Here is a 21,125-nt window from a genome sequence, read left to right as displayed (position 1 = left end):
TCTGGCTCCTTTGATTAAGTATGATGTGTAGTCAATTTGATGGTTTTGATCTCATACGGCAAGAATTGAAGGGCTAACCTTCCTTCCGCAGTATCCAGTAGTTCGAGTTCTTCTTCCAGGGCGTTGGATACATGGACGCTTTCATAAGGATAAGGCCAGCTCAGCACTGCTTCGTCTCGGCCTCCCGCGGATTCATACATCCGAAGAATATACCCTGAACCGTCTTCTGCTGGTTTAACAGTATCCAGGATCACATGATCGCTCTCGAATGGAATAAACGAATGAACAGCAGCCCGAGGCCCCTTGTTCGAGCTTGTTCTTACGTATGGAAGCTCATGATTGAGCTCGGCAGCTTTGCGGACGATTCCAGCGCTTCTCCAGTCTCCTTCATGCGGGTATAGGGAATATGTGAACTCATGCTCACCCAAGTCTGCCGTGACATCGGGCCACTTCGGCGCGCGCAGCAGGGACAACCGGATGGTGCTATCCTGAATGTCATACCCGTACTTGCAGTCGTTGATGAGGCTGACGCCGTATCCATGCTCCGACACATCCGCAAAACGGTGGCCGCAGACTTCATATTGCGCCTGCTCCCAGCTTGTATTGCGATGGGTCGGTCTCTCGATGGTTCCGAACGGAATCTCATAAGTAGCCTTATCGGCAACGACCCCGATCGGGAAGCCGACTTTCAGCAGTTTATGTGATTCATTCCAACTGACAAACGTCTTGAAGTCGATCCGCCGGTCATGATGATAAAAAATCATGTCCTGCATGATCTCCGAGTTATGGATGCGCCAGCGGAAACGCAGCACATCCTGTACCTCACCCGCATGCACCAGCTTCTTCTCGATCAGCTCCGCCTCTCCGGCTAATTGCTCCTCGTAACGGGTATCGATATCCCATGCGTCCCACAGCGTCGGACGGTCATGGAAGAAGTGGAAGCGGTTCGCGGCTTCGCCCGGCTTGACCACTTCCCGTTGAGCCTCTTTATCCCACAGGCTCGTGATTTCGCCGCGCTCATTAAAGCTGACCTTATAATGATCCGTTTCCCATGAATCTGCGAACACTGTAGTAGATTTCTCCGCCACCACCTGGTTTCCTGCTGGCGGCTTCAACCAAATGGTCTTGTATCCCAAAGCCGGGATGCCTTGAACATGAACATTCAAGCGGTGAGAGGTTTTACCGTTCTCATCGGTTTGGACATCGTATTGCAGCAGCGCTCCATCCGAATCATACGGCGCAAGGCCCTGCTCTCCTTCAATCGAAATGACCGCATCTCTGCTCCATCCAAGTCCGTTGAAGATGACATACGGAATGCCTTCCCCTTCTGTATCGGCCTGATCCGCCAATACCTGAAGTCCAAGACGGAGGCTGTGATTTCCTTTTTCGAATACCTCTTCGTATTCCTTCTCGGAGGTGACGTAAGACTCCGTAATGGCAGACCCCGGAATAATATCATGAAATTGATTCAGCAAAATCAATTTCCAACCGTCATGCAGCTCGCTCGTAATTGCCTGCTTCTGCTCGTTGTCCATCGACGAAAATGCCACCGAATTCCAGAGCTCCGCCTCGCGGTACAGAATTTCCGCCTTCCGGTTATGACGCTTGTTCCGCGCATGCGTTGTATAGGTGCCGCGATGAAGCTCAAGATACAAATCCCCGCGCCATTTCGGCAGCTTCGGCTGTGTTTCCTCGATCCCGCTGAAAAATTCGGCAGCCGTACTGTACTTGCTGGCCGGTTGCCCCACCATAAGCCCGGCGCGGTCGATATATTCCAACATTTCGCGGGTTACGCCGCCTCCGCCGTCACCATGTCCATACAGCAGCATCTGCTCCGGATGAACGGCTCTTTGGCGGTATGACTGCCAGTGCTCATGAACATCTTTGGGCAGCGTGTTCTCATTCACACCGTGATTGAGATAGGATAACATCGGGGTTCCATCGATCCCGACCCAATGGAACAGGTCGTAAGGGAACACATTCGTATCGTTCCAGCCAAGTTTTGTTGTCATGAAATAACGAATGCCGCCATGCTTCAGGATCTGAGGCAGCGATGCACAATAACCGAATGTATCCGGCAGCCACTCAATATGAGATGTCAGACCAAACTCTTCTTGATAGAAGCGCTGCCCGTACAGCATTTGACGCATGAGGGACTCCCCGCTCGGGATGTTCAGGTCCGGTTCGACCCACATCCCGCCGACCAGCTCCCATCGTCCTTCCTTGATTCTGGCCTTCACTCTCTCGTACAGCTCAGGATCGTGATCCTTCAGGAATTGGTACAACAAAGGCTGGCTCTGCGCGTACTTAAATTCGGGATATTCATTCATTAGCGCATCCATGGTGGAGAAGGTCCGGCTTGTTTTTCGCACGGTTTCCCTGACGGGCCACAGCCAGGCGATATCGATATGCGATTGGCCTACCATATGCTCGGTGCCTTCAGCGTGGCCGCCAATGGCAGTAACCGCCTGTTTCAGATCATGCTCAATCCCGGTTACCTGAGCGCCATCCCGAATGGCGGCATCCTCCAGGCTGACAAAGCGGTCCATCGCCTGATACAGCGCCTCCATTAAGCGAATTCGCCGCATATCGCTATCCGGCAACAGGATAAGCGAATCGCGGATCACGGTCGCGGTGTACATCAGGCTCTGAACGGGTACGTTCACGTTGACTAGCAAGCTTTGCACCCTAGTAATCGGAGGCTGGATGACAGCCTGCTGATTCAGCGGGTCTACCGGCTCCGGAATCGGATCGTACAACTCGATCTCAAGCTCCATGTTCAAGCCGGTGCGTTTCGGATCAAGCTTGACGAAAGTATGATTGCGGTCCAAGCCCTGATAAGATACTCCGTTTATGCGCAATAATCCCTCGCCCCCGGAGTGGAATACAAGTCCGATCGATCCATCCACCCAGTGGGTGGGCAATTCAAGGTTCCTCCGAAAGAAATAGGTTGTTCCCTGCGTGCTCGGAAACCTGTTGAAGTCATGCCCCTCTGTATAAGGAGCCGTATCCTCATACACGCCCGGAACCATGTAAGTGGTTCGGGTAATGTCCCACTCTCTAAGCTCCGTCGACTCGAGCCACTGCCGCTCCGACAGTTCGCGTATAAAGCGTCGAATGCGTTCCATTCATTAACCCTCCTGTACAGTCAAATCTGCACTCAGCGTATCGTTCACATGTCTGCCTACCATCACACGGAACAAGCCAGGCTCAACCACCTGCTTGTAATCTTGACCGATATATTGAAGCTGTTCCGGTCCGACGGTAAATTCCACCTTGCACTGCTCTCCAGGCTGCAGAGAGATCTTGCGGAAGCCCTTCAGCTCACGGGCCGGTCTTGTATATTTGCTGGCCACATCGCTCACATACAATTGTACAACCTCGGACCCTTCCCGGTCTCCACTATTTGTAACATTCACAGAAACAACGGCGGATTCGCCTGTTCCGATCACTTCTGGCGTAACTTGAATATCCGAATAACGGAACTCGGTATAGCTAAGCCCGTATCCAAACGGATAACGCGGCTGAGAATCCTCTTCGAGGTAACGCTTACCGCGCGACCGCTTGCCGTTATAGTAAACCGGAAGCTGTCCGACATGCTTCGGTATCGACATCGTCAGCTTGCCGGACGGATTCACATCGCCGAACAAAATGTCCGCTACCGCATGTCCGCCCTCCTGACCCGGATACCATGCTTCCAGAATGGCATCGGCATGCTCGTCGATCCACGGCTCCGCAATCGGCCGGCCGTTGATATACACAACGATCATCCGCTTGCCAAGCTTATGAATCTCCTGGGCCAATTCCAATTGAACGCCGGATAACTGCAGCGTCATCCGGTCGATGCCCTCACCGCAATCCATGTCGCTTAAAGCGTCATCCGTGACCTTCGATGCCCCTGTCCGCAGATCGATCGTGCCTTCGCCAAAGTCGCGTGCGCTGGAACCGCCAAGTACCATGACCACGGTATCGGCCTGATTCGCGCAAGTTAACGCGAATTCAAAACCTTCCCTGGATTCGTCCTTAATGCGACAGCCCGGTGCATACAATACACGATTCGCTTCATCACCCAGTTTTGCGCGGATTCCATCCAGTACGGTGGTCACGCTTGCAGGCGGCTGAGGAGACGTATAATCCCCAAGCTGATTGTAGCCCTGATCGGCGTTAGGTCCAATGACGGCAATCACGCCGCTTTCTTTGGATAACGGCAGGGCCTTGTTTTCATTCTTGAGCAGAACGATGCCTTCCGCCGCAAGCTGTCTGGCAAGTTCGACGTGATGCTGGCTGCCGATAACCTCCTCGGCTACCTGGGGATCCACGTAAGGATTCTCGAACAATCCAAGCTTGAATTTTAACGTCAATACACGGCGTACGGCCTCGTCCAATACGGAGACTTCCAGCTTGTTAGACTCGACAGCCTTCACAAGATGCTTACCGAACATCTCGCCCGACATCTCCATATCGATACCGGCACGAAGTGCCTGAACAGCGGCGTCCATCCCGTCTTCAGCGGTATCATGGCCGCTGGCCAGCATATCAATGGCGCCGCAGTCGGTGATTACCATGCCGTCAAAGCCCCACTCCTTGCGAAGAATCCCGTCAAGCAGCTCCGTATTAACGGTGCAAGGCACGCCGTCAATCTCGTTATAAGCCGGCATAATGGATGCAGCTCCTGCCTCCACGGCTTTCTTGAACGGCAGCATGTCCACTTCCATCAATTCACGTGTTCCCATATGCACGGGCCCCGCATTTCTCCCGCCCTCGGAACTGCCATAACCTACAAAATGCTTCAACGTCGCCGCAACACTGCTCGGGCTGTCCAATGAATCACCTTGAAGGCCCTCTACCGATGCAACCGCATATTCGCTGATCAGGTATGGATCTTCGCCAAAGCATTCCTCGGTACGGCCCCATCTTGGGTCGCGCACGACGTCTAGGACTGGGGAATAAGTGACGGCACCGCCTTGGCTGCGCGTTTCGAGCGCCACGGCACGGCACATATCCCGGTACAAATCCACGTTCCATGTGCTCCCGATGGACAGCGGCACCGGAAAGACCGTCCCGCCGATAGCCATATGCCCATGCGAGCATTCCTCCCCGATCAGGATCGGGATGCCCAGACGCGATTCCTCAATGGCGTAGCGCTGGATATAGTTAACGGCTTCTGCTCCTTCACGCGGAGAAAGACCGGTCTCAAGTGTTACACCGGTCCATGGATCGGCGCGAAGGGTCCCGTAAAGGGATCCGACGCCGCCATTTTTCACTTGCTCTTTAAATGAATCCGTTAATGAAACCCGACCTTCATTTACTTCATAGGTCTTCCAGCCGAACGGCTGGGTTAGCTGCCCAACCTTTTCCTTCAGGTTCATCAGGCCAAGAAGATGTTCAACTCTTTCCGTAATGGGTTTACTGGAATCTTTATAAGTCATCTCATACCCTCCGGTACATGAAGAATTTATTCTTTAACCGCGCCGATGGTCAGACCTTGAATGAAATAGCGCTGGAAGAACGGATAAGCCAGAATAATCGGCCCCGTTGCCAGAACGACCATCGCCATCCGCGACGTATCCTGCGGCATGCTCTGCAGAGCGGCCATGCTAAGGGATGAATTCTGAGAGTTCTGCAGGATGAACTGCATGCTGGTCTCAATCCGCATGAGCATGGATTGCAGCGGAACCAGGTTCGGATCATCAATGTAGAGCAATGCGTTGAACCAGTCGTTCCAATATCCCAAGGTGCTGAATAACCCGATGGTTGCCAGACCCGGCAGGGATAGCGGCAATACCAGCTTGTAGAAAATTTTAAACTCGCTTGCACCGTCGATTTTACCGGATTCAATGATGGCATCCGGAACGCTGGTGCTGTAGAACGTTCGAAGAATCATAATATAGAAGGCGTTGAGCGCCAATGGCAGGATCAATGCCCAGATGGAATCTTTCAGACCAAGCAATTGCGTGGCAACGATATAAGTCGGTACCAGACCCCCGTTAAACAGCATCGTGAAAAATGCAAAGAACGCGAAGAAATTCCGATATCTGAAACCCTTTCGAGAGATTGCATAGGCATATAACGAGATGATAAACAAACTGATCAACGTTCCCACTACCGTTACAAAGATCGTAACACCATAAGAACGAAGTAGCGTATCGCCTGTCTGGAATACATATTTGTAAGCTTCAAGACTCCATTTCTCCGGCCAGATTTGGTAACCGTTGCGGGCCAGTGAGCCTTCATCTGTAAATGAAATGATCATGACGAACAGGAACGGAAATACACATAAGAACGAGAAAATACCGGCAATCAGGTTGAATACGACATTCCACCCGGATGAAAGCTGATGAAAATCTTTCATCTTGCTTTTAGATTTGAACACATCACATACCCCCTTCTTGGTAGATTGATCGATTAGAACAATGCATTATCCTTGTCATATTTACGAACGATATAGTTCGATACCATGACCAGAATAAATCCGACTACCGACTGGTACAGACCCGCAGCGGTACTCATTCCGATCTCGCCCGTTGTCTTCAGACCACGATATACATAGGTATCAATGACGTTCGTTACGGAATACAAGGTTCCCGAATCCCTTGGCACTTGATAGAAGAGACCAAAGTCAGCGTAGAAGATTTTACCGATCGCAAGAAGAGTCAAAATAGTCATCAGCGGTTTGAGCATCGGAAGCGTAATGGCTTTAATCTGCTGCCATTTGTTCGCTCCGTCAATCATGGCCGCTTCGTACAAGGATTTATCGATCCCCATAATCGCCGCCAAATAAACGACGCTGTTATAACCAACGGATTTCCACAAACTGATTAACGTCAGGAATATTGGCCAATACTTGGCCTCGGAGTACCATTGAACCGGCTCCATGCCAAACCAGCCCAGAATCTGATTCAGCATCCCTTTATCCATGCTCAGGAAACTGAATGCGAAGTAACCTACGATAACCCAGGACAGGAAATACGGCAGGAACATACCGGTTTGATAGACTTTCGCCAATTTCTTGTTCACGATTTCAGACAATACGATAGCCAGTGCTACGGATAGAATGAGACCTAAAATGATGAACACGAAATTATATAGAACGGTGTTGCGCGTAATGATGTAAGCATCGTTGGTACTGAACAGGAACTTAAAGTTCTGGAATCCTACCCATTCACTATTAACGATACTTGCCCAGAACCCGTCACGGCTAAAGCGGTATTCCTTGAATGCAATAATGGTCCCGAACATGGGCAAATATGAGAATAAGAGAAACCATAGGGTCCCCGGCAAAACCATGAACAGCATGGCCTTATTCGTCATAATATTTTTGAAAAACTGTCCGATCGCTCTCACGCTTACCCCTCCTCGTGATGTGCATGAAATGAACAAAAGAAGGGCGGGTGAACATCCGCCGCCCCGTCCTTGTTCATGCTGCAGCGGTACTGCTGTCCCTTAGGACAGGCAGGCCGCTTCATGCATTGTTATTACTTGCTTGCTTTCCAAGCATCAATTTGGCTTTGTGCTTCAGCGATGATCTTGTCCAGACCAGCAGCTTTCAGCTTTTCATTCGCTTTTGGCAGGAACTCCTCAGGATTCACGGTACCTGTCATCAGCGGCGCCCAGAACTCTTCTTTTACGTTGTTGACTGCTGCGAGCTCTGTGGATACTTTGGTTGGATCGAAGTTGAAACCGAGAAGCGGAGCAGGCTGGCCGGACTCGTTAAACTTCTTGAACTCTTCCCATTTGTTCTCAGGGTCCTCAGGGTTCAAGTAAGTCAGCATGACATTACCAAGCGCGAAGGTAGGCATGTCGTAGTTTTTCGATTCAGGCAAGTTTTCCATTACGTTCTCGCTAAGCTTTTTGTAGTGCACGCCTTCGATACCGGAGTCAACCAGGTTACGAAGATATACGTCAGTGTTCAGGAGATTCAAGAACTCCATGGCTTTCTCAGGGTATTTCGAGTTAGCAGAAATCGCTTGCATCGAACCCATTACCGACCAGTTGAAGATCGTTGCGTCGCCAGCCGGAGTGGAAACGACCGGATAGCCGTAGCTTTGGCTCCACAGATTGTCTGCGAACGGCTGCGTTGCCGCACGGTCCGTGAACCAGTTGCCGGATGTCATCAAATCTTGCGTCGAAGTTGTTGTCGCTGCTTCTGGGGAAATGTATCCCGCTTTGTAGTACTTGTTCATCAATTTAAGCATGTCCATCGTTTCCGGCATTTCGAGGAAGTTCACAACTTTCAGCTCTTCCTTGTCATCCAGGTAAACGGCCATTGGCATTTTTTCGATGATGTAGTCAAATGGAAGCAACGGACCGAAGTCTTTGCTGATAGCCAAAGGAACGACATTCGGTTCTTTTTCCTTAATCGTTTTAAGCAGTGGCTCCAAACTTTCCATCGATTTCACGTTCGAAATATCGAGATTGTATTTATCAAGCAGCGTTTTATTAAAGCGCCATGCTTCTTGAGCAGGAAGCTCTTTGTTTGCCGGAATTGCATAGTTGTGACCGTCAACCTTGGAACCTTCCAGGAACGCAGGGTCAATCGCGTCTTTAATGCCTTTTCCATGGCTTTCAATCAGCTCGTCCAATTCCATGAATGCACCTTTACGTGCATTTTGCACATAGTCAAACGCCCATGAGCTGGTGAACAGGATATCCATCGGTTCGCCGGAAGCTGCCATAACTTGCATCTTCTGGTTGTAATCACCGAAGTCGATCATTTTCATGTCAACGGTTACACCAATCTTCTCAGCAGTGTATTTATTGATTTCTTCTTCAACCTTGTCGACATCCTTTTGAGGTGTTCCGATGGTGTACCAGATCAGCTCAACCGGTTTCTCGGCAGTTCCCCCACCGTTTCCTGCACTCTCTTCTTTGTTGCCTCCGCATGCCGACAACAGCATGGATGCAGACAATAGCAGCGTTAGCGGCAGGAGCCATTTCTTTTTCGATTTACTCATGTTTATCCTCCCTTTTGAATCCTTTGTGTCTCTACACTTATAAGGTTATCCCATGAAAGCAGTTTCACATAGGCGAAAAATTAAAGGTATTATGGTGAAAATAAAGAAAAAAACTCTGATTAAATTAATCAGAGCATTCCTCGAAAATCCCTCGGCGATACGCCGACGAATTTTTTGAACTGTTTATAGAAATAACCGGTTTCCCAATAACCTACATTTTTTGCAATATCCTGCACTTTCGTCGAAGTGTTTCGGAGCAGCTCCTTGGCACGTTCAATCCGGTATCGGTTAATATACTCCGTAAAGTTCTCTCCTGTCTCTTTATGGAACAGATGCCCCAGGTAGACGGGATGAATATGATATTGGGCGCCTAACACCTTCAGTGACAAATCCTCGTTATAATGGTGCTGGATATGATGCAGAATCTGCTGGATGACAGGACTCTTCACGTCATTGTTGAGCGAATCGACCAGCCCGCCAACTCCTTCCTTCACGGCCGTAATCAGATCGTCGATCGATACGGAATCCATAATATCGGTAATCGTATTTTTCACAAAATCAGGGGCTGCCGTGTATTGGATATCGTTCAGCTCCAGCTTCAGGCGAATGACCATCTCGACCGCGATGCTCTTGAGTGTCGTTGGGATCATCCCCTGCGTATGACGAAGCCGATCAAAATCACTGTCAATCAAATCAAACAGCACCTGTTTATCCCTTCCGGCGATGCCTTTGGCATATTCGGGCCACTGTACGGAATAGGATTCCGCCGCTTCTCCCTTCTTGGCCTGAACATCAACATAATCCACGTAGGAGGGCTGCTCTAGAACGAGATAGTATTCCTGTGCCTCCTTGGCGTGAAGATAACTGTCCTTATAATTACCGCCGAGGCTTTCCACGCTGCCAAGCGAGATGGACAACTCTTCTTCATAGCAGTACTCGCGCACCTGCTGCAGGAGCCGGATGGCTCTCGCTTTTTCCGTGTCCGGGTCTTTCATCATAAAAATCACCACGTGATCGCCGTCGTTGTCCCGGAAATACAGAACACCCGGCTCCTGATCCATTAATTGATACAGACAGCTCTCCAGCGGCGTGAAATCGGCTCTCAGAATAGACGCCATGACGTAAGGCAAATTCAGATTCAGCCCCAGAAGGGTCGCCCGCTCCTCCAGCTCCTCCGGCTCAATCCGGTCCGTGATCCAGCGATACAGAATATTGCTCCGCAAAATGTTGATGTCGTACTCGTCCAGTCTCATTTCCCTTCTGGATTTGTTCATTTTATCCGTTGTGCTGGCAATCGTTTCTTCCAGTTCCTTCAGATTGATTGGCTTGAGCAAATAATTCTCGATCCCCAGACGCATGCCTTCCTTCAAATAGGCAAAATCGTCGAAACCGCTCAGGATGATCACCTTCAGATTACGGTTTAATTTACGTGCGCCTTCAATCAATTCAAGTCCCGTCATGACAGGCATCGATATATCCGTAATAAGAATATCAACAGGAATGACCGCCATCTTCTCCAGCGCCTTGCGCCCATTCTCTGCATGACCGACCACCTCGATGCCATACTTCGACCAATCCACGACGTCATATAATCCCTCTATAATGAACGGCTCATCGTCCACGATAAACACTTTATACATCGTTATTCAGCTTCCCTTCTGCCACCGGAAATTTGACTGTCACCGTCGTACCGTTACCCGGCTCACTCTGGATGTCCATTCCGTACGAACTTCCAAACGTCAGCTTTAACCGCTCATTCACACTCCGCAGACCAAACGATTCTTCACTCGACTCGGCCATCTCCAGCCGGGATTTGATCTCCTCTAGCTGCTCCGGCTCGATCCCTTTCCCGTTATCCTTAATCTCGATCACGACATCCCCATCCTGCTGCGCCGCGTTTATCGTCAGCCAGTTATCATCCTGGTCGCTGCGCAGCCCATGAACGATGTAATTCTCAATCAGTGGCTGCAGTGACATTTTCATCATCGGCACATGCTTGATTTGTTCCTCACAGTGCATTTTGTAAATATACTTGTCCTTATAGCGAATGCGAAACAGTTCCAGATAGAGCCTGCATGCCTCCAGCTCATCCTTCAGCGTATAGTGGGACTTGTGCTGAACGATATTCTTGAACAGCATCGATAAGCTGTAGATCATATCGCCAACATCCTGCGCCCCTTGCGAGAGAGCTCTCATTCGAATCACTTCGAGCGTATTATAAAGAAAATGCGGATTAATTCTGGCTTGCAATGCAGACAGCTCCGCGTTCTTCTGGTTAATTTCCGCCTTGTACACCTTGTCGATATACCGGGAAAGCTCGTCCAGCATTTCATTAAAGCTGCCCGCAATTTGCCCCAGCTGATCATCCTTGGTATCCTGCATACGCGCCACGAACTCTCCCTTCTCAACCTTACGCATAAAACGGATAATGTTATCTGTCCGCTTGGAGTAATTCACGATCATCAGCGAAGGAATGGACACAGCAATCACGATGCACAGCAGGGCAGCAATCATGATGGTGCTCTGCACGCCATGGAAAGATTCAGCGATCTCACGTTTAGGCGTAATGCCAACCACCGTATAACCTGCCTGATTGTGCGCTGCCGTTGTAATATACGATTCTTCATCGAGGTTCACGGTTTCCTTGGAATTCAGCAGCCGGTCGGCATACGGGTATTTCTCGCCGTAATATTTGCCTGAGGAATCAAACATCACGCGGCCGTCGCCGGATAAAACCATTACGGATCCCTTCAATGGATCTTTGCCACTGTTCAGGACGGCATCCAGTGCTTCCGTTCGATATAAAATAACCAGCTGCCCCAGATTCTTGTAGGTGGTCATATCATTAATCGGGCTCCGGATCGAGAATAACGGTAATGTCACGTCTCCGGCCAGCTTACGCACCCATAGATTCGGCAATGTGACACTCTGGCTTTCGAGGGCCATCACGTCGGGGATGTAAGAATGCGTCGCATTCGCCTGATAGAGCCTTGTCATGCTGCCCTGCTTGTAAACATACACATACTGCTTCTCGGCACTGTACAGCATAATATTCTCAATATCCGGATCATCGTCCAGCCTCTGCTTAAAGTAAGCAACCACGCTATCTGAATTGGACTGCCCTCCGCCCGCAATCCGGTTCATTCGCTTCGCCATGTACTCATTAAACGAGTTCATGAGGAAATAGGAAGTGTCAATGCCTAGAGAGGTGTTGCGATACAGCTCATTCACATAGGACTGCGCATTCACATATTTTTGATTCACATGCCGTTCCACCCGCTCAACCGCGCTTCGCTGAATGTCCAGTTCACTGCGAACGGCCGATTGAAACAAGAAGTAATACATGAGAAAAGATAAGGTGACAATGGTAACCACCGCAATCAGGGAGATTAACAGCAGCATCTTGGTAAACATATTATTTTTGATATATTTTTGATAAAACCTAGCAGGAGACATCGGTTTCCCCTTCCTGATGCAAACGTTGTTACTGCGTAACATATTAAATATAACATCGGCAGACCGTCACCATTGGATGAAATTTCTACCAAGTTATGAAGGTGTAATTTGCCTATTTTGGGTCAATTTAGGGGCCGGTATTCCCCCTGGTTCATAGCATGAATCAGGAAGGAGAGGGTTTACAATGCCCCAATACCGCATTATTGTCGATTTATCCGATTATCAGCTGCACCTGCTGGATGGCAACATCGTGGTACGTACGTTCCCGGTTGCCATCGGCAAAATGGCTACACAGACGCCGCCAGGCAATTACACCATCATCAACAAGCAGCCAAATCCCGGGGGACCGTTCGGAGCCTATTGGTTAGGGTTGTCCAAACCCCATTACGGCATCCATGGAACGAACGACCCTTCATCCATCGGACGCTCCGTTTCCCTTGGATGTATTCGGATGTACAACGAGGATGTAACGGAGCTGGCTTCCCTCGTGCCCATCCATACCCGGGTCACCATACGAAACTGATAACATAAACTGGTGATTTCAAATCCCTCCAAATTGGTTAAATACAAATGTTACATAGTACCTATGTATTTACTAATCGTTGTATGGAGGGATTTGCCCATGATGCAGAGCAAATATTTCAGGACATGCTTTGGCATAATCGCACTGCTCTTGATCATTTATCTCGGTTCCGAAATCAGCTTTTTGTTCCGGCCAATCGTCTCCATGTTCAATATGCTGATCGTTCCCGTCGCGATGGCCGGCTTCTTCTATTATCTGCTCAGGCCGATCGTAGACTACCTGGAGCGGCGGAAAATCAAACGATCCATTGGCGTCCTGATGCTGTATTTCGTGTTTGCCGGTCTCTGCGCCATCTTCGGCATTGTGGTGTGGCCGACACTGCGCGAACAAATCGAAAATTTTATCAGCAATACCCCCTTTTTGGTAGAGGGCGTGCAGGAACAGATTGACCAGCTGCAGCAGAATCGATTCTGGTCACGCTATATTCCAACGGAATCCGAGCTGTCCACCTCACTGACGGAGTATATGAATCGGATCATTACCTGGATCAGCAACTCCATCAACAACCTGATTACCGTTGTATCGAGCGTTGTCGTTATTATTGCTACGATTCCGATCATTCTGTACTACATGCTGAAGGAAGGCGGCAAGCTTCCGCCCAGGCTGCTCAGTGTCCTGCCAAGACGATACCGCCGCGATGGCCAGGAGGTGCTGGGTGAGATCGATACGGCACTCAGCAATTTTATTATCGGCAAAGTGATCCTGAATCTTATACTTAGCATGATGATTTATATCGGATTTCTGATCATCGGGCTTCCCTATTCTTTGCTCTTGACGGTCATTTCCTTCTTCTTGAATTTCATCCCGTATATCGGAGCGCTGCTGGCGACCATTCCCGCCGTCATTATCGGATTTATCGAATCTCCTTCCATTGCGATATGGTCCGTTGTCGTTATTGTCATCGCACAGCAGATCCAAGATAATATTCTGACACCGGTCATCTACGGGAAACAGCTTGATATTCACCCGTTGACCACGATTGCCCTCATCCTTGTAGGCGGCGATTTCTTCGGGCTGCTGGGCATCCTGCTCGCCATTCCGGCTTACATGATCATCAAAATTATCGTGGTACGGATTTACGAACTGTTCCTTGCCGAAAAAGTAGAAGACGCATAAAGAACTCGGCTTACTGGAGACATACATTTCCATTTGCACAAAAAAGGACGTCCCCGCCAACTTCACGATGGCTGCTGGGGACATCCTTTATTTAAAGAATCACGCATTGCCGCGCAAGGATCGAACCACAAAATAATGCTCGTCCTTGCGCAATATCATGCCATTTGACAGGGTAACGGTATCCTCATCGTGAGAAGTCAGGATGGCTTGTGATGACACCAGTCGATTGCCCCTCCATATCATGACGGAAGATCCGAAATAGACGGCATTATCGAATTGAATGGTATGGTTCACGACATAACCGATGGAGTTCAAGGCCGGGTATGCGTTTCTCGGCATAATTCTATGAATGGCACGAAACGGTATAACAAGCTCACCCGGCCCAAGAATCACTTTTTCCTGAACGGGGTCCCATCCTTTCAACACACCTTCAACCGTGCTTTTTGCCCCGTCTAAACGCTGAATGACAACATGACGACCAATCCAATGTTTCATGAAGGTCACCTCTCGCGGATTATTCATCTCCATCGCCCGGCGTGCTCGGGATGTCCCAATTCACCGGATCCATACCCTTTTGCATTAAAAAAGCATTCGATGCTGAAAATGGACGACTACCGAAGAATCCTTTATGCGCTGCAAACGGACTCGGATGACTGGACTCAAGCACCTTATGCCGGCTTCGGTCTATGAAGGAGCCTTTCTTCTGTGCGTAACTTCCCCATAATATAAAAACCATCGGCTGATCGCGTTCATTCAGTTTCGTAATGACCGTATCGGTGAATTTCTCCCACCCGATCCCTTTGTGTGAGTTCGGCTCGCCCTCGCGAACCGTAAGCACGGCGTTAAGCAGCAGTACCCCCTGATCCGCCCACGATTGCAAGGAACCGTGATTGGGAATCGAGATTCCCAGATCCGAAGCAAGCTCCTTATGTATATTTCGTAAAGATGGAGGAATCGCAACCCCGGGCGAGACAGAAAAGCTCAGCCCCTGCGCCTGTCTACGACCGTGATAAGGGTCTTGTCCCAAAATAACGACTTTCGCCGATTGGTACGATGTTTGCTGAAGAGCCCGAAATATATCTTCCTTGGGGGGATACACCGTGCAGCGCCGGTATTCCTCGTCCACCCGTTCCATCAACGCTTGAAAATAAGGCTTATCCATTTCTCCCTGCAGAATAAGGTCCCAATCATTGTTAAACATCCGCATGTCTCCTCTCTCCTCTCACACAGGCCAGCATGGAATCATAAAAGAATGCGATTTCTATAATCGGAACACCAACTTCTTCCGTTCAATTTGAATCAAATAACAACACGCATCATGTGTTGACCTTGTGTCGATTTAAAAAATAAGCCGGCACCCATACGGGGGCCGACTTATTTTGCATCTTACCAGACGCTGTTATAATGCCGAGGACGGGGGTCGAACCCGTACGGTAGTCACCTACCGCAGGATTTTAAGTCCTGTGCGTCTGCCAATTCCGCCACCCCGGCATATTTATCCGCGCATGTTCCTAGCGTCGTTCACGTTCACTTACATAACCGAAGGTACGCGTGGAATTCGCAATATTTTGCGATCTCATTCCGATATCTAGGTGTGCACATTTCGTCTTAGCGACAAAATTGATAATACCATGTCCAACCATATGATGTCAATATATGAAACTCATAATTTTTCGCATCACCCTATCCAACGCCTCATTCTCGATAGCTTCAAGCCTTCGCTCTAACTCATCCGTTCGAATCCTTCTATTTTCCGGAAAGAATAATTTTACCTTAATCACCAAATGATAAATATGCTTGCACTGTCATGTCATATGCGAAGACTAGAACAACAGAGAAAAGGATACCGCTCACCATGAAAAAACTCTCAACCGTCATATGGATCGCTCTCTCCATCTCCCTTTGCCATCAACATGTTGTCAACGCCAGCCATGCGCCATCCGCTTCCAAGGGCAGGGGTTATTATGAGGAACGAGGCGAGATAGTATGGGAAGTCCCCACTCACAATAAAGTAATTGCTCTTACCTTTGACGATGGTCCGGACGCGCAGAACACCGTTCAAATTCTGGATCTGCTAAAGCAATATGACGCAAAAGCCACCTTCTTCGTTGTTGGCAGCCGGGTGGAGAAGCACCCCGAGATCGTAGCGCGGGAGCTGCAGGAAGGCCATGAAATCGGCAATCACTCTTACTCCCATCCTCCTTTTCACAATATTGATGTCAGCAAGTTAACAAGCGAGTTAAACCAGACGCAAGATGCGATCTTTCAGGCAACCGGCATTCGAACCGTCCTGTTTCGTCCACCGGGAGGCAGCTATAATGAAGCAATTGTCCGCACGAGCAAGGATTTCGGTATGCTGACCGTATTATGGTCATGGCATCAGGATACGCTCGACTGGCGAAAGCCCGGCGTTAACCGGATCGTTAAAAAAGTGCTGGATAATGCCCATAATGGAGACATCGTACTGATGCACGACTTTGTGCCAAGCAGTACACAGACGGTAGAGGCTCTCAAAGTGATTTTACCGGAGCTGCAAAAGAGAGGCTACGAGTTTGTGACCGTTTCGGAGCTGCTCTCCTATCACGAGAAAACGCGTAAGTTCATTGAAGTAAACCATTAAGGGAATGGATGACCTACAACGTTCTAGAATAACCGCTGCCTTCTGATGGTAACGGGTATTTTTTCGAAGTCGGTTGGATCGGAAAAACACAGAGTCTAATTTCCTCTTGAATATATCAATTCCATTTGATAAGATACAGAACGAACGTTCAGTATATAAATTTCGAATAGCTTTCAAGGCTATAAGGGGGTGCATGCGTGAATAAAAAACAACAACAAACCGAAGATACCAAGCGACGAATAGCGGAAGCCGCCAAGGCTCTTTTTATGCAGAAGGGTTACAAATCAACGTCAATAGAGGAAATCGTTGAAGCCACAGGCAGCAGCAAAGGGAATATCTATTATCATTTCAAGAGCAAGGAAGGGCTGTTTCTGTATCTGGTTGAGGAATGGGACCTCGAGTGGGAACAGAAATGGAACAGCAAAGAGCAGCATTACACCACCACCGTTGACAAGCTGTATGGAATAGCCGATCAATTGGTGTTTGATGATCTGAACCACCCCTTCTCTAAGGCGCTTGATGAATTTATAAACAGCAATGGTGATGTTAGCGAAGAAGTAGAACAAAGAGTCGTCCAGATTATTAGGAGCCATTTGGAATTCAATCAGAAAGTGCTGCAGCAAGGGATGGATCGCGGGGAGTTTGAGAATCATAATGTGGAGCAGCTGTCCGTTATCTTTGAGAGCCTCATTGTTGGCTTAAGCCAGATGTCGCGTATAACGAAGGTTGAAAACGCGCTTGCCCTTTATCATGCCGCCATCAAAGTATTTCTGCATGGCATTGAGAAGAAATCATGAAAAATAAATACTTTTTTTCATGCACTATCACAAACCGAACGTTCAGTATATAAGTAACCGAATTACAATCATTTCATCATATGTCTTTATTAAATCGTCTTTTATTTTTGGAGGAATCATCATGTCATTACTCATGCGAAACAATGGAGCCATTCTGCTCCTCATGTTCAATATATTTCTAGTCTTCACCGGGATCGGGCTTGTCATACCTATTATGCCAACCTATATGACGGAACTGCATATCAGCGGCAGCACGGTAGGTATGCTCGTTGCCGCTTTTTCATTAACACAGCTGTTATTCTCCCCACTTGCGGGAAGATTGTCAGACACCATGGGTCGTAAAAAAATCATAATCTCCGGCATGATGGTGTTCGCCGTATCGGAATGGTTGTTCGGAGCTGCCAGCACACCGCCGCTCCTGTTTGCCTCAAGAATGCTGGGCGGTATCGGCGCTGCACTCATTATGCCCGCTGTTATGGCCTACACGGCTGACGTGACCTCGAATGAGGAACGCGCCAGAGGCATGGGGTTCATTAATGCTGCGATTACGACAGGCTTCATCATCGGACCGGGTATCGGAGGATTTATCGCCGAGTTTGGCATTCGCGTTCCTTTCTACGCCGCGGCTGTTGCGGGAGGTATTGCCGCGCTGGTAACGCTGCTGCTGCTACCGGAATCATCCGCCAAGCAGGAAGCACCTACCGTGCTGGGTCGGAAGAAAGAGAGCTTGGCCGTTCAGCTGGTGCGTTCTTTTAAGGAACCTTACTTCCTAAGTTTGATCATTGTATTTGTGCTATCGTTCGGGCTTGCCAATTATGAAACGGTGTTCGGCCTGTTTGTGGATCATAAATTCGGGTTCACCCCTAAAGATATTGCCATGATCATCACGTTTGGGTCGATTGCGGGTGCCGTCGTCCAAGCAACGATATTCGGTTGGATCCTGAACCGCTTCGGTGAGAAACGAGTCATTACGCTCAGTTTGCTTACCGCGGGAATCTGTATCCTGTTAACCCTGTTCGTGCATAAATACTGGCTCATATTCCTTGTAACCTTCTTGGTATTCCTGTCGATCGACATCTTGCGTCCCGCTATCGGAACGCAAATGTCTAAGCTGGCGAAGGATCAGCAAGGCTACGTGGCCGGCCTGAACTCGGCGTACACCAGTCTGGGAAATATTGCGGGGCCGCTGGTTGCAGGATATCTGTTTGATTTGGACATCAACTTTCCTTATATCTCCGCGTCCATCGTTCTCATCCTCTGCTTCTTCCTGGCCATGCGTGCAGGCAGAGCCTGGACCGCTACAGAGGCCGTCATGAATGAACGGTGACGAAAGGTAACGACTTCCTGACCGTTTACAGCTAATCATTGAACAAGACCCCGCCGGAAGCTTCTGGGCGGGGTCCTGTTTTTGATTATGTATTTTTAATAGGCCACCAGGACAATCATCGCCAATAAAGCCACCAGGGCAAACAATAGAGACCATCCCAACTCAAACCGTCTTTTTTCTTTATATGCCTTGAAAGCCTTCCTTGATTCAAATACAAATACGATCACCAAGAAGGCGAGCAACACCGGAAGTCCCCAGGACTGATTTAATACCCACTCTGACACCTTCATCCCCCATCCTATATGCTAAAATGAGCTGCATCCAACCAGCAGCAGCCGTATAAATAAGTCTGTTCCCCTACGACTCCATTAAAATGTACCGTAAGTCGCCCCCGATTACAAATCTCGCTTGGCCGAATCATCGATCTCCCGGAGGCAAATCGTTGAATTCAAAATTATCTCGACCATATAGTAAAGTAATTTGATTAGTCAAGACAAACGAATAAGAGGAAGAACAGCAAATCAGCTACTAATAAAATCAGTTGTCCGATACAGTGGAGAGAATAATCTCCTGCTTGCTGTATCTTGCACTCGTCTGTAGAAATAAGGGTGTAGTAGTCCTGGATCTTGTTCCATTGGGTGTTGAATATTTGGTATAATCCTTCCGAGGTGAAAATGATGAACGGAAAGAAGTTTGTTATTATCATGGTTCTTATCTTGCTGATAATTGGCGCTTGTTCTTTAGTCCTAGCGCAAGTCTTGAATTCAATCGGGCGCCCAGATTTATAGAAATCTGATAGACTGGAAAATAATACATTGAAGGGGCGGAATCATTGAGGATATTTTTGATTATATTGGTCTTACGGCCCCGCTAAAAACCAGAACGCCAAAAAGAACCCCCTCTGCCTAAAGCCAGCAGGGTTCTTTCCCACGTTAACTCTCATAAGTAAGTGGAGACAAGTAAAGTTCAACAGGGAGAAGCATCACTCAATTTGACTATAGCCTCTAAATGGTGATTTATACATTTTTCAAAACAGCAAGATTTTCATCTAGTCACGCTGACCAGATAATCTTATTGGCTTTTTAGGATCAAGTTGGCGCCATATGGGTGTATCAGCATTTCCATCTGTAAAGATATAATCTGTATTTGGATCATCTGCAAACCTAACATAAACGGGATATGTAGGCATTTTACTAAGTTTTGCTTTAATACTGATAATATCTGAATCAGAGTATCCCTCAACATTAATCAGATGATTTCTCAAACTTCTTTCGAGAGAATTGTATTTCACTTGAAGGTAAGTATAAAAAACACCGACAATAATCAGCACAAGTAACAGAAAAACAATCAAAATCTTTTTCTGTTTCATAAATAGATAGTCCCTCCAATCTAGTTGATATTCTAACATATCTCAATATGTTATTAATGCCCTTTTAGGGCCTACTCCAAATCAAACATTAACACTAATTGATCCTGTATGTTTTTAATACACATAGTCGCTCTCTTGTAACGGGTGAGGACAAAACTTTTGAATATTTGAATCCGACAATCCGACAATCCGGGGGCGGTTAAATTTTGAAAATGGACGACGTCAGGGATGTTTCGGACGCCAGTGTTTACTGGATTTATTGTATAAGATTTTCAATATAAAAAAACGCCATACTGATAAATGATCAGTATGGCTTAGTTTGTTTGATACCTGGAATATCTTCATTGTCCTTGTCAAACCAGAATATTTAATAAAATAAAAAGACAGTTGTTCTACTGCTTGAAGTATAATTGTCTTAAATAAGAGGTGACTACTGATGAAAAAAGCAATACTTCGATGGGTTATGGTTCTTTCGGCATTATACTGTACGGGGCATATCTTATTTGATTTCAAAGAAACACATTTAATGCGGTTTTTTACTGGTGCAGTTGAAATATCTTTCTTTGGGTGCATTCTTCTCTATATAAATTTGAAAACGAAAGAGGGAAAAAGCAATCATTCAACGGCGCCAAAAAAATGACCCTTAGGTTAAAAGTATTTTTTTAACGATAGATAAGGTGTCATTTTCGCAGCATTCCTTAGTAATTCAAGAACACCTTTCTTATGTGCTATTCTTGGATTTGGAGATAGAGCAGGGGGATCAACTCATCACTGTTACTTAGGAACACCAAATTTCGGTAACGCTGCTTTAAATGGAAAAGTCATTTTAATCTCTGGATCCTGTGGATAAATAGCTGCCGTTAGCAAATCAAAGTTCCCTACTTCTTCACCAGAGTTTTTCAT

The 21,125-nt window shown here is 47.9% G+C and carries 18 protein-coding genes and 1 tRNA gene; 6 read left to right on the top strand and 13 right to left on the bottom strand.

Annotated features, from left to right (window positions below; translation table 11 throughout):
* Nucleotides 1-14 precede the first annotated feature (14 nt).
* The 7 genes from MKY82_RS10060 to MKY82_RS10030 form a co-directional block, all read right to left on the bottom strand.
* A complete protein-coding gene (locus tag MKY82_RS10060; RefSeq protein WP_339296038.1) occupies nucleotides 15-3,128 on the bottom strand; it encodes an alpha-mannosidase in 3,114 nt (1,037 codons plus the stop codon).
* A 3-nt stretch (nucleotides 3,129-3,131) separates the two neighbouring features.
* Nucleotides 3,132-5,429, bottom strand: a complete 2,298-nt coding sequence (locus tag MKY82_RS10055) for a glycoside hydrolase family 3 N-terminal domain-containing protein (protein WP_339296037.1) — start codon at nucleotides 5,427-5,429, stop codon at nucleotides 3,132-3,134.
* Between the two features lie 26 nt (nucleotides 5,430-5,455).
* A complete protein-coding gene (locus MKY82_RS10050; protein ID WP_071223071.1) occupies nucleotides 5,456-6,352 on the bottom strand; it encodes a carbohydrate ABC transporter permease in 897 nt (298 codons plus the stop codon).
* Nucleotides 6,353-6,405: 53 nt separating this feature from the next.
* Complete coding sequence (locus MKY82_RS10045) at nucleotides 6,406-7,335, bottom strand: ABC transporter permease subunit (RefSeq protein ID WP_175320733.1); 930 nt, start codon at nucleotides 7,333-7,335, stop codon at nucleotides 6,406-6,408.
* Between the two features lie 140 nt (nucleotides 7,336-7,475).
* The gene (locus MKY82_RS10040; protein WP_071223031.1) at nucleotides 7,476-8,954 is read right to left on the bottom strand and encodes an ABC transporter substrate-binding protein; all 1,479 of its coding nucleotides are present in this window, start codon (nucleotides 8,952-8,954) and stop codon (nucleotides 7,476-7,478) included.
* Nucleotides 8,955-9,082: 128 nt separating this feature from the next.
* Nucleotides 9,083-10,594 (bottom strand): response regulator transcription factor, encoded by a 1,512-nt coding sequence (locus tag MKY82_RS10035; protein ID WP_194541702.1) that lies wholly within the window; start codon nucleotides 10,592-10,594, stop codon nucleotides 9,083-9,085.
* Nucleotides 10,587-12,410, bottom strand: a complete 1,824-nt coding sequence (locus MKY82_RS10030; RefSeq protein ID WP_339296036.1) for a sensor histidine kinase — start codon at nucleotides 12,408-12,410, stop codon at nucleotides 10,587-10,589. Before MKY82_RS10030 ends, MKY82_RS10035 begins: the two co-directional genes overlap by 8 nt.
* Before the next feature lie 184 nt (nucleotides 12,411-12,594).
* On the opposite strand from MKY82_RS10030, the gene MKY82_RS10025 reads away from it, so the two are divergent.
* On the top strand, nucleotides 12,595-12,933 hold the full coding sequence (locus tag MKY82_RS10025) for a L,D-transpeptidase (protein ID WP_194541700.1): 339 nt from the start codon (nucleotides 12,595-12,597) through the stop codon (nucleotides 12,931-12,933).
* 99 nt (nucleotides 12,934-13,032) lie between these two features.
* Nucleotides 13,033-14,109 (top strand): AI-2E family transporter, encoded by a 1,077-nt coding sequence (locus MKY82_RS10020; RefSeq protein ID WP_194541699.1) that lies wholly within the window; start codon nucleotides 13,033-13,035, stop codon nucleotides 14,107-14,109.
* A 99-nt stretch (nucleotides 14,110-14,208) separates the two neighbouring features.
* Here MKY82_RS10020 and MKY82_RS10015 read toward each other — a convergent pair whose 3' ends face one another.
* From MKY82_RS10015 to MKY82_RS10005, 3 genes are all read right to left on the bottom strand, one after another.
* Nucleotides 14,209-14,604: a hypothetical protein gene (locus MKY82_RS10015; RefSeq protein WP_194545109.1), complete on the bottom strand. Its 396-nt coding sequence runs from the start codon at nucleotides 14,602-14,604 to the stop codon at nucleotides 14,209-14,211.
* A gap of 19 nt (nucleotides 14,605-14,623) precedes the next feature.
* Nucleotides 14,624-15,310 carry a uracil-DNA glycosylase gene (locus MKY82_RS10010; protein ID WP_220686018.1) on the bottom strand — a complete coding sequence of 229 codons (687 nt, stop codon included), beginning with the start codon at nucleotides 15,308-15,310 and terminating at the stop codon, nucleotides 14,624-14,626.
* Between the two features lie 204 nt (nucleotides 15,311-15,514).
* Nucleotides 15,515-15,600: transfer RNA gene (locus MKY82_RS10005), tRNA-Leu, on the bottom strand.
* Nucleotides 15,601-15,964: 364 nt separating this feature from the next.
* Here MKY82_RS10005 and MKY82_RS10000 point away from each other — a divergent pair.
* The 3 genes from MKY82_RS10000 (at nucleotide 15,965) to MKY82_RS09990 (ending at nucleotide 18,853) form a co-directional block, all read left to right on the top strand.
* A complete protein-coding gene (locus tag MKY82_RS10000; RefSeq protein ID WP_339296035.1) occupies nucleotides 15,965-16,729 on the top strand; it encodes a polysaccharide deacetylase family protein in 765 nt (254 codons plus the stop codon).
* A 197-nt stretch (nucleotides 16,730-16,926) separates the two neighbouring features.
* Nucleotides 16,927-17,526 (top strand): TetR/AcrR family transcriptional regulator, encoded by a 600-nt coding sequence (locus MKY82_RS09995; protein ID WP_194541696.1) that lies wholly within the window; start codon nucleotides 16,927-16,929, stop codon nucleotides 17,524-17,526.
* Nucleotides 17,527-17,647: 121 nt separating this feature from the next.
* Nucleotides 17,648-18,853, top strand: coding sequence for an MFS transporter (locus MKY82_RS09990; protein ID WP_194541695.1), 1,206 nt, complete (start codon nucleotides 17,648-17,650; stop codon nucleotides 18,851-18,853).
* A 95-nt stretch (nucleotides 18,854-18,948) separates the two neighbouring features.
* On the opposite strand, the gene MKY82_RS09985 is transcribed toward MKY82_RS09990, so the two are convergent.
* Together MKY82_RS09985 and MKY82_RS09980 are read right to left on the bottom strand one after the other, a co-directional pair.
* Nucleotides 18,949-19,143 carry a hypothetical protein gene (locus MKY82_RS09985; protein ID WP_162487659.1) on the bottom strand — a complete coding sequence of 65 codons (195 nt, stop codon included), beginning with the start codon at nucleotides 19,141-19,143 and terminating at the stop codon, nucleotides 18,949-18,951.
* A 758-nt stretch (nucleotides 19,144-19,901) separates the two neighbouring features.
* Nucleotides 19,902-20,222 (bottom strand): DUF3139 domain-containing protein, encoded by a 321-nt coding sequence (locus MKY82_RS09980; RefSeq protein ID WP_194541694.1) that lies wholly within the window; start codon nucleotides 20,220-20,222, stop codon nucleotides 19,902-19,904.
* Between the two features lie 436 nt (nucleotides 20,223-20,658).
* Here MKY82_RS09980 and MKY82_RS09975 point away from each other — a divergent pair, with 436 nt between their 5' ends.
* Nucleotides 20,659-20,862 carry a hypothetical protein gene (locus tag MKY82_RS09975; protein WP_339296034.1) on the top strand — a complete coding sequence of 68 codons (204 nt, stop codon included), beginning with the start codon at nucleotides 20,659-20,661 and terminating at the stop codon, nucleotides 20,860-20,862.
* 134 nt (nucleotides 20,863-20,996) lie between these two features.
* On the opposite strand, the gene MKY82_RS09970 is transcribed toward MKY82_RS09975, so the two are convergent.
* Entirely contained in the window at nucleotides 20,997-21,125 is a 129-nt protein-coding gene (locus MKY82_RS09970) for a hypothetical protein (protein WP_267907844.1), read from the bottom strand.

It is taken from the genome of Paenibacillus sp. FSL W7-1279 (assembly GCF_037969845.1).
Taxonomy (GTDB): domain Bacteria; phylum Bacillota; class Bacilli; order Paenibacillales; family Paenibacillaceae; genus Paenibacillus_AQ.
The sequence above is the reverse complement of the archived record's forward strand: the minus strand, read 5'-3'. Positions and strand labels throughout refer to the sequence as shown.

Excerpts from the sequence above, each read along its gene's own strand:
- MKY82_RS10040 (WP_071223031.1), bottom strand. The coding sequence starts at position 8,954 with ATGAGTAAATCGAAAAAGAAATGGCTCCTGCCGCTAACGCTGCTATTG.
- MKY82_RS09970 (WP_267907844.1), bottom strand. The coding sequence starts at position 21,125 with ATGAAAAACTCTGGTGAAGAAGTAGGGAACTTTGATTTGCTAACGGCA.
- MKY82_RS10000 (WP_339296035.1), top strand. The coding sequence starts at position 15,965 with ATGAAAAAACTCTCAACCGTCATATGGATCGCTCTCTCCATCTCCCTT.
- MKY82_RS10025 (WP_194541700.1), top strand. The coding sequence starts at position 12,595 with ATGCCCCAATACCGCATTATTGTCGATTTATCCGATTATCAGCTGCAC.
- MKY82_RS09990 (WP_194541695.1), top strand. The coding sequence starts at position 17,648 with ATGTCATTACTCATGCGAAACAATGGAGCCATTCTGCTCCTCATGTTC.
- MKY82_RS10055 (WP_339296037.1), bottom strand. The coding sequence starts at position 5,429 with ATGACTTATAAAGATTCCAGTAAACCCATTACGGAAAGAGTTGAACAT.
- MKY82_RS10010 (WP_220686018.1), bottom strand. The coding sequence starts at position 15,310 with ATGTTTAACAATGATTGGGACCTTATTCTGCAGGGAGAAATGGATAAG.
- MKY82_RS10050 (WP_071223071.1), bottom strand. The coding sequence starts at position 6,352 with ATGAAAGATTTTCATCAGCTTTCATCCGGGTGGAATGTCGTATTCAAC.
- MKY82_RS09980 (WP_194541694.1), bottom strand. The coding sequence starts at position 20,222 with ATGAAACAGAAAAAGATTTTGATTGTTTTTCTGTTACTTGTGCTGATT.
- MKY82_RS10020 (WP_194541699.1), top strand. The coding sequence starts at position 13,033 with ATGATGCAGAGCAAATATTTCAGGACATGCTTTGGCATAATCGCACTG.
- MKY82_RS10015 (WP_194545109.1), bottom strand. The coding sequence starts at position 14,604 with ATGAAACATTGGATTGGTCGTCATGTTGTCATTCAGCGTTTAGACGGG.
- MKY82_RS10030 (WP_339296036.1), bottom strand. The coding sequence starts at position 12,410 with ATGTCTCCTGCTAGGTTTTATCAAAAATATATCAAAAATAATATGTTT.
- MKY82_RS09985 (WP_162487659.1), bottom strand. The coding sequence starts at position 19,143 with ATGAAGGTGTCAGAGTGGGTATTAAATCAGTCCTGGGGACTTCCGGTG.
- MKY82_RS10035 (WP_194541702.1), bottom strand. The coding sequence starts at position 10,594 with ATGTATAAAGTGTTTATCGTGGACGATGAGCCGTTCATTATAGAGGGA.
- MKY82_RS10060 (WP_339296038.1), bottom strand. The coding sequence starts at position 3,128 with ATGGAACGCATTCGACGCTTTATACGCGAACTGTCGGAGCGGCAGTGG.
- MKY82_RS09975 (WP_339296034.1), top strand. The coding sequence starts at position 20,659 with ATGAAAAAAGCAATACTTCGATGGGTTATGGTTCTTTCGGCATTATAC.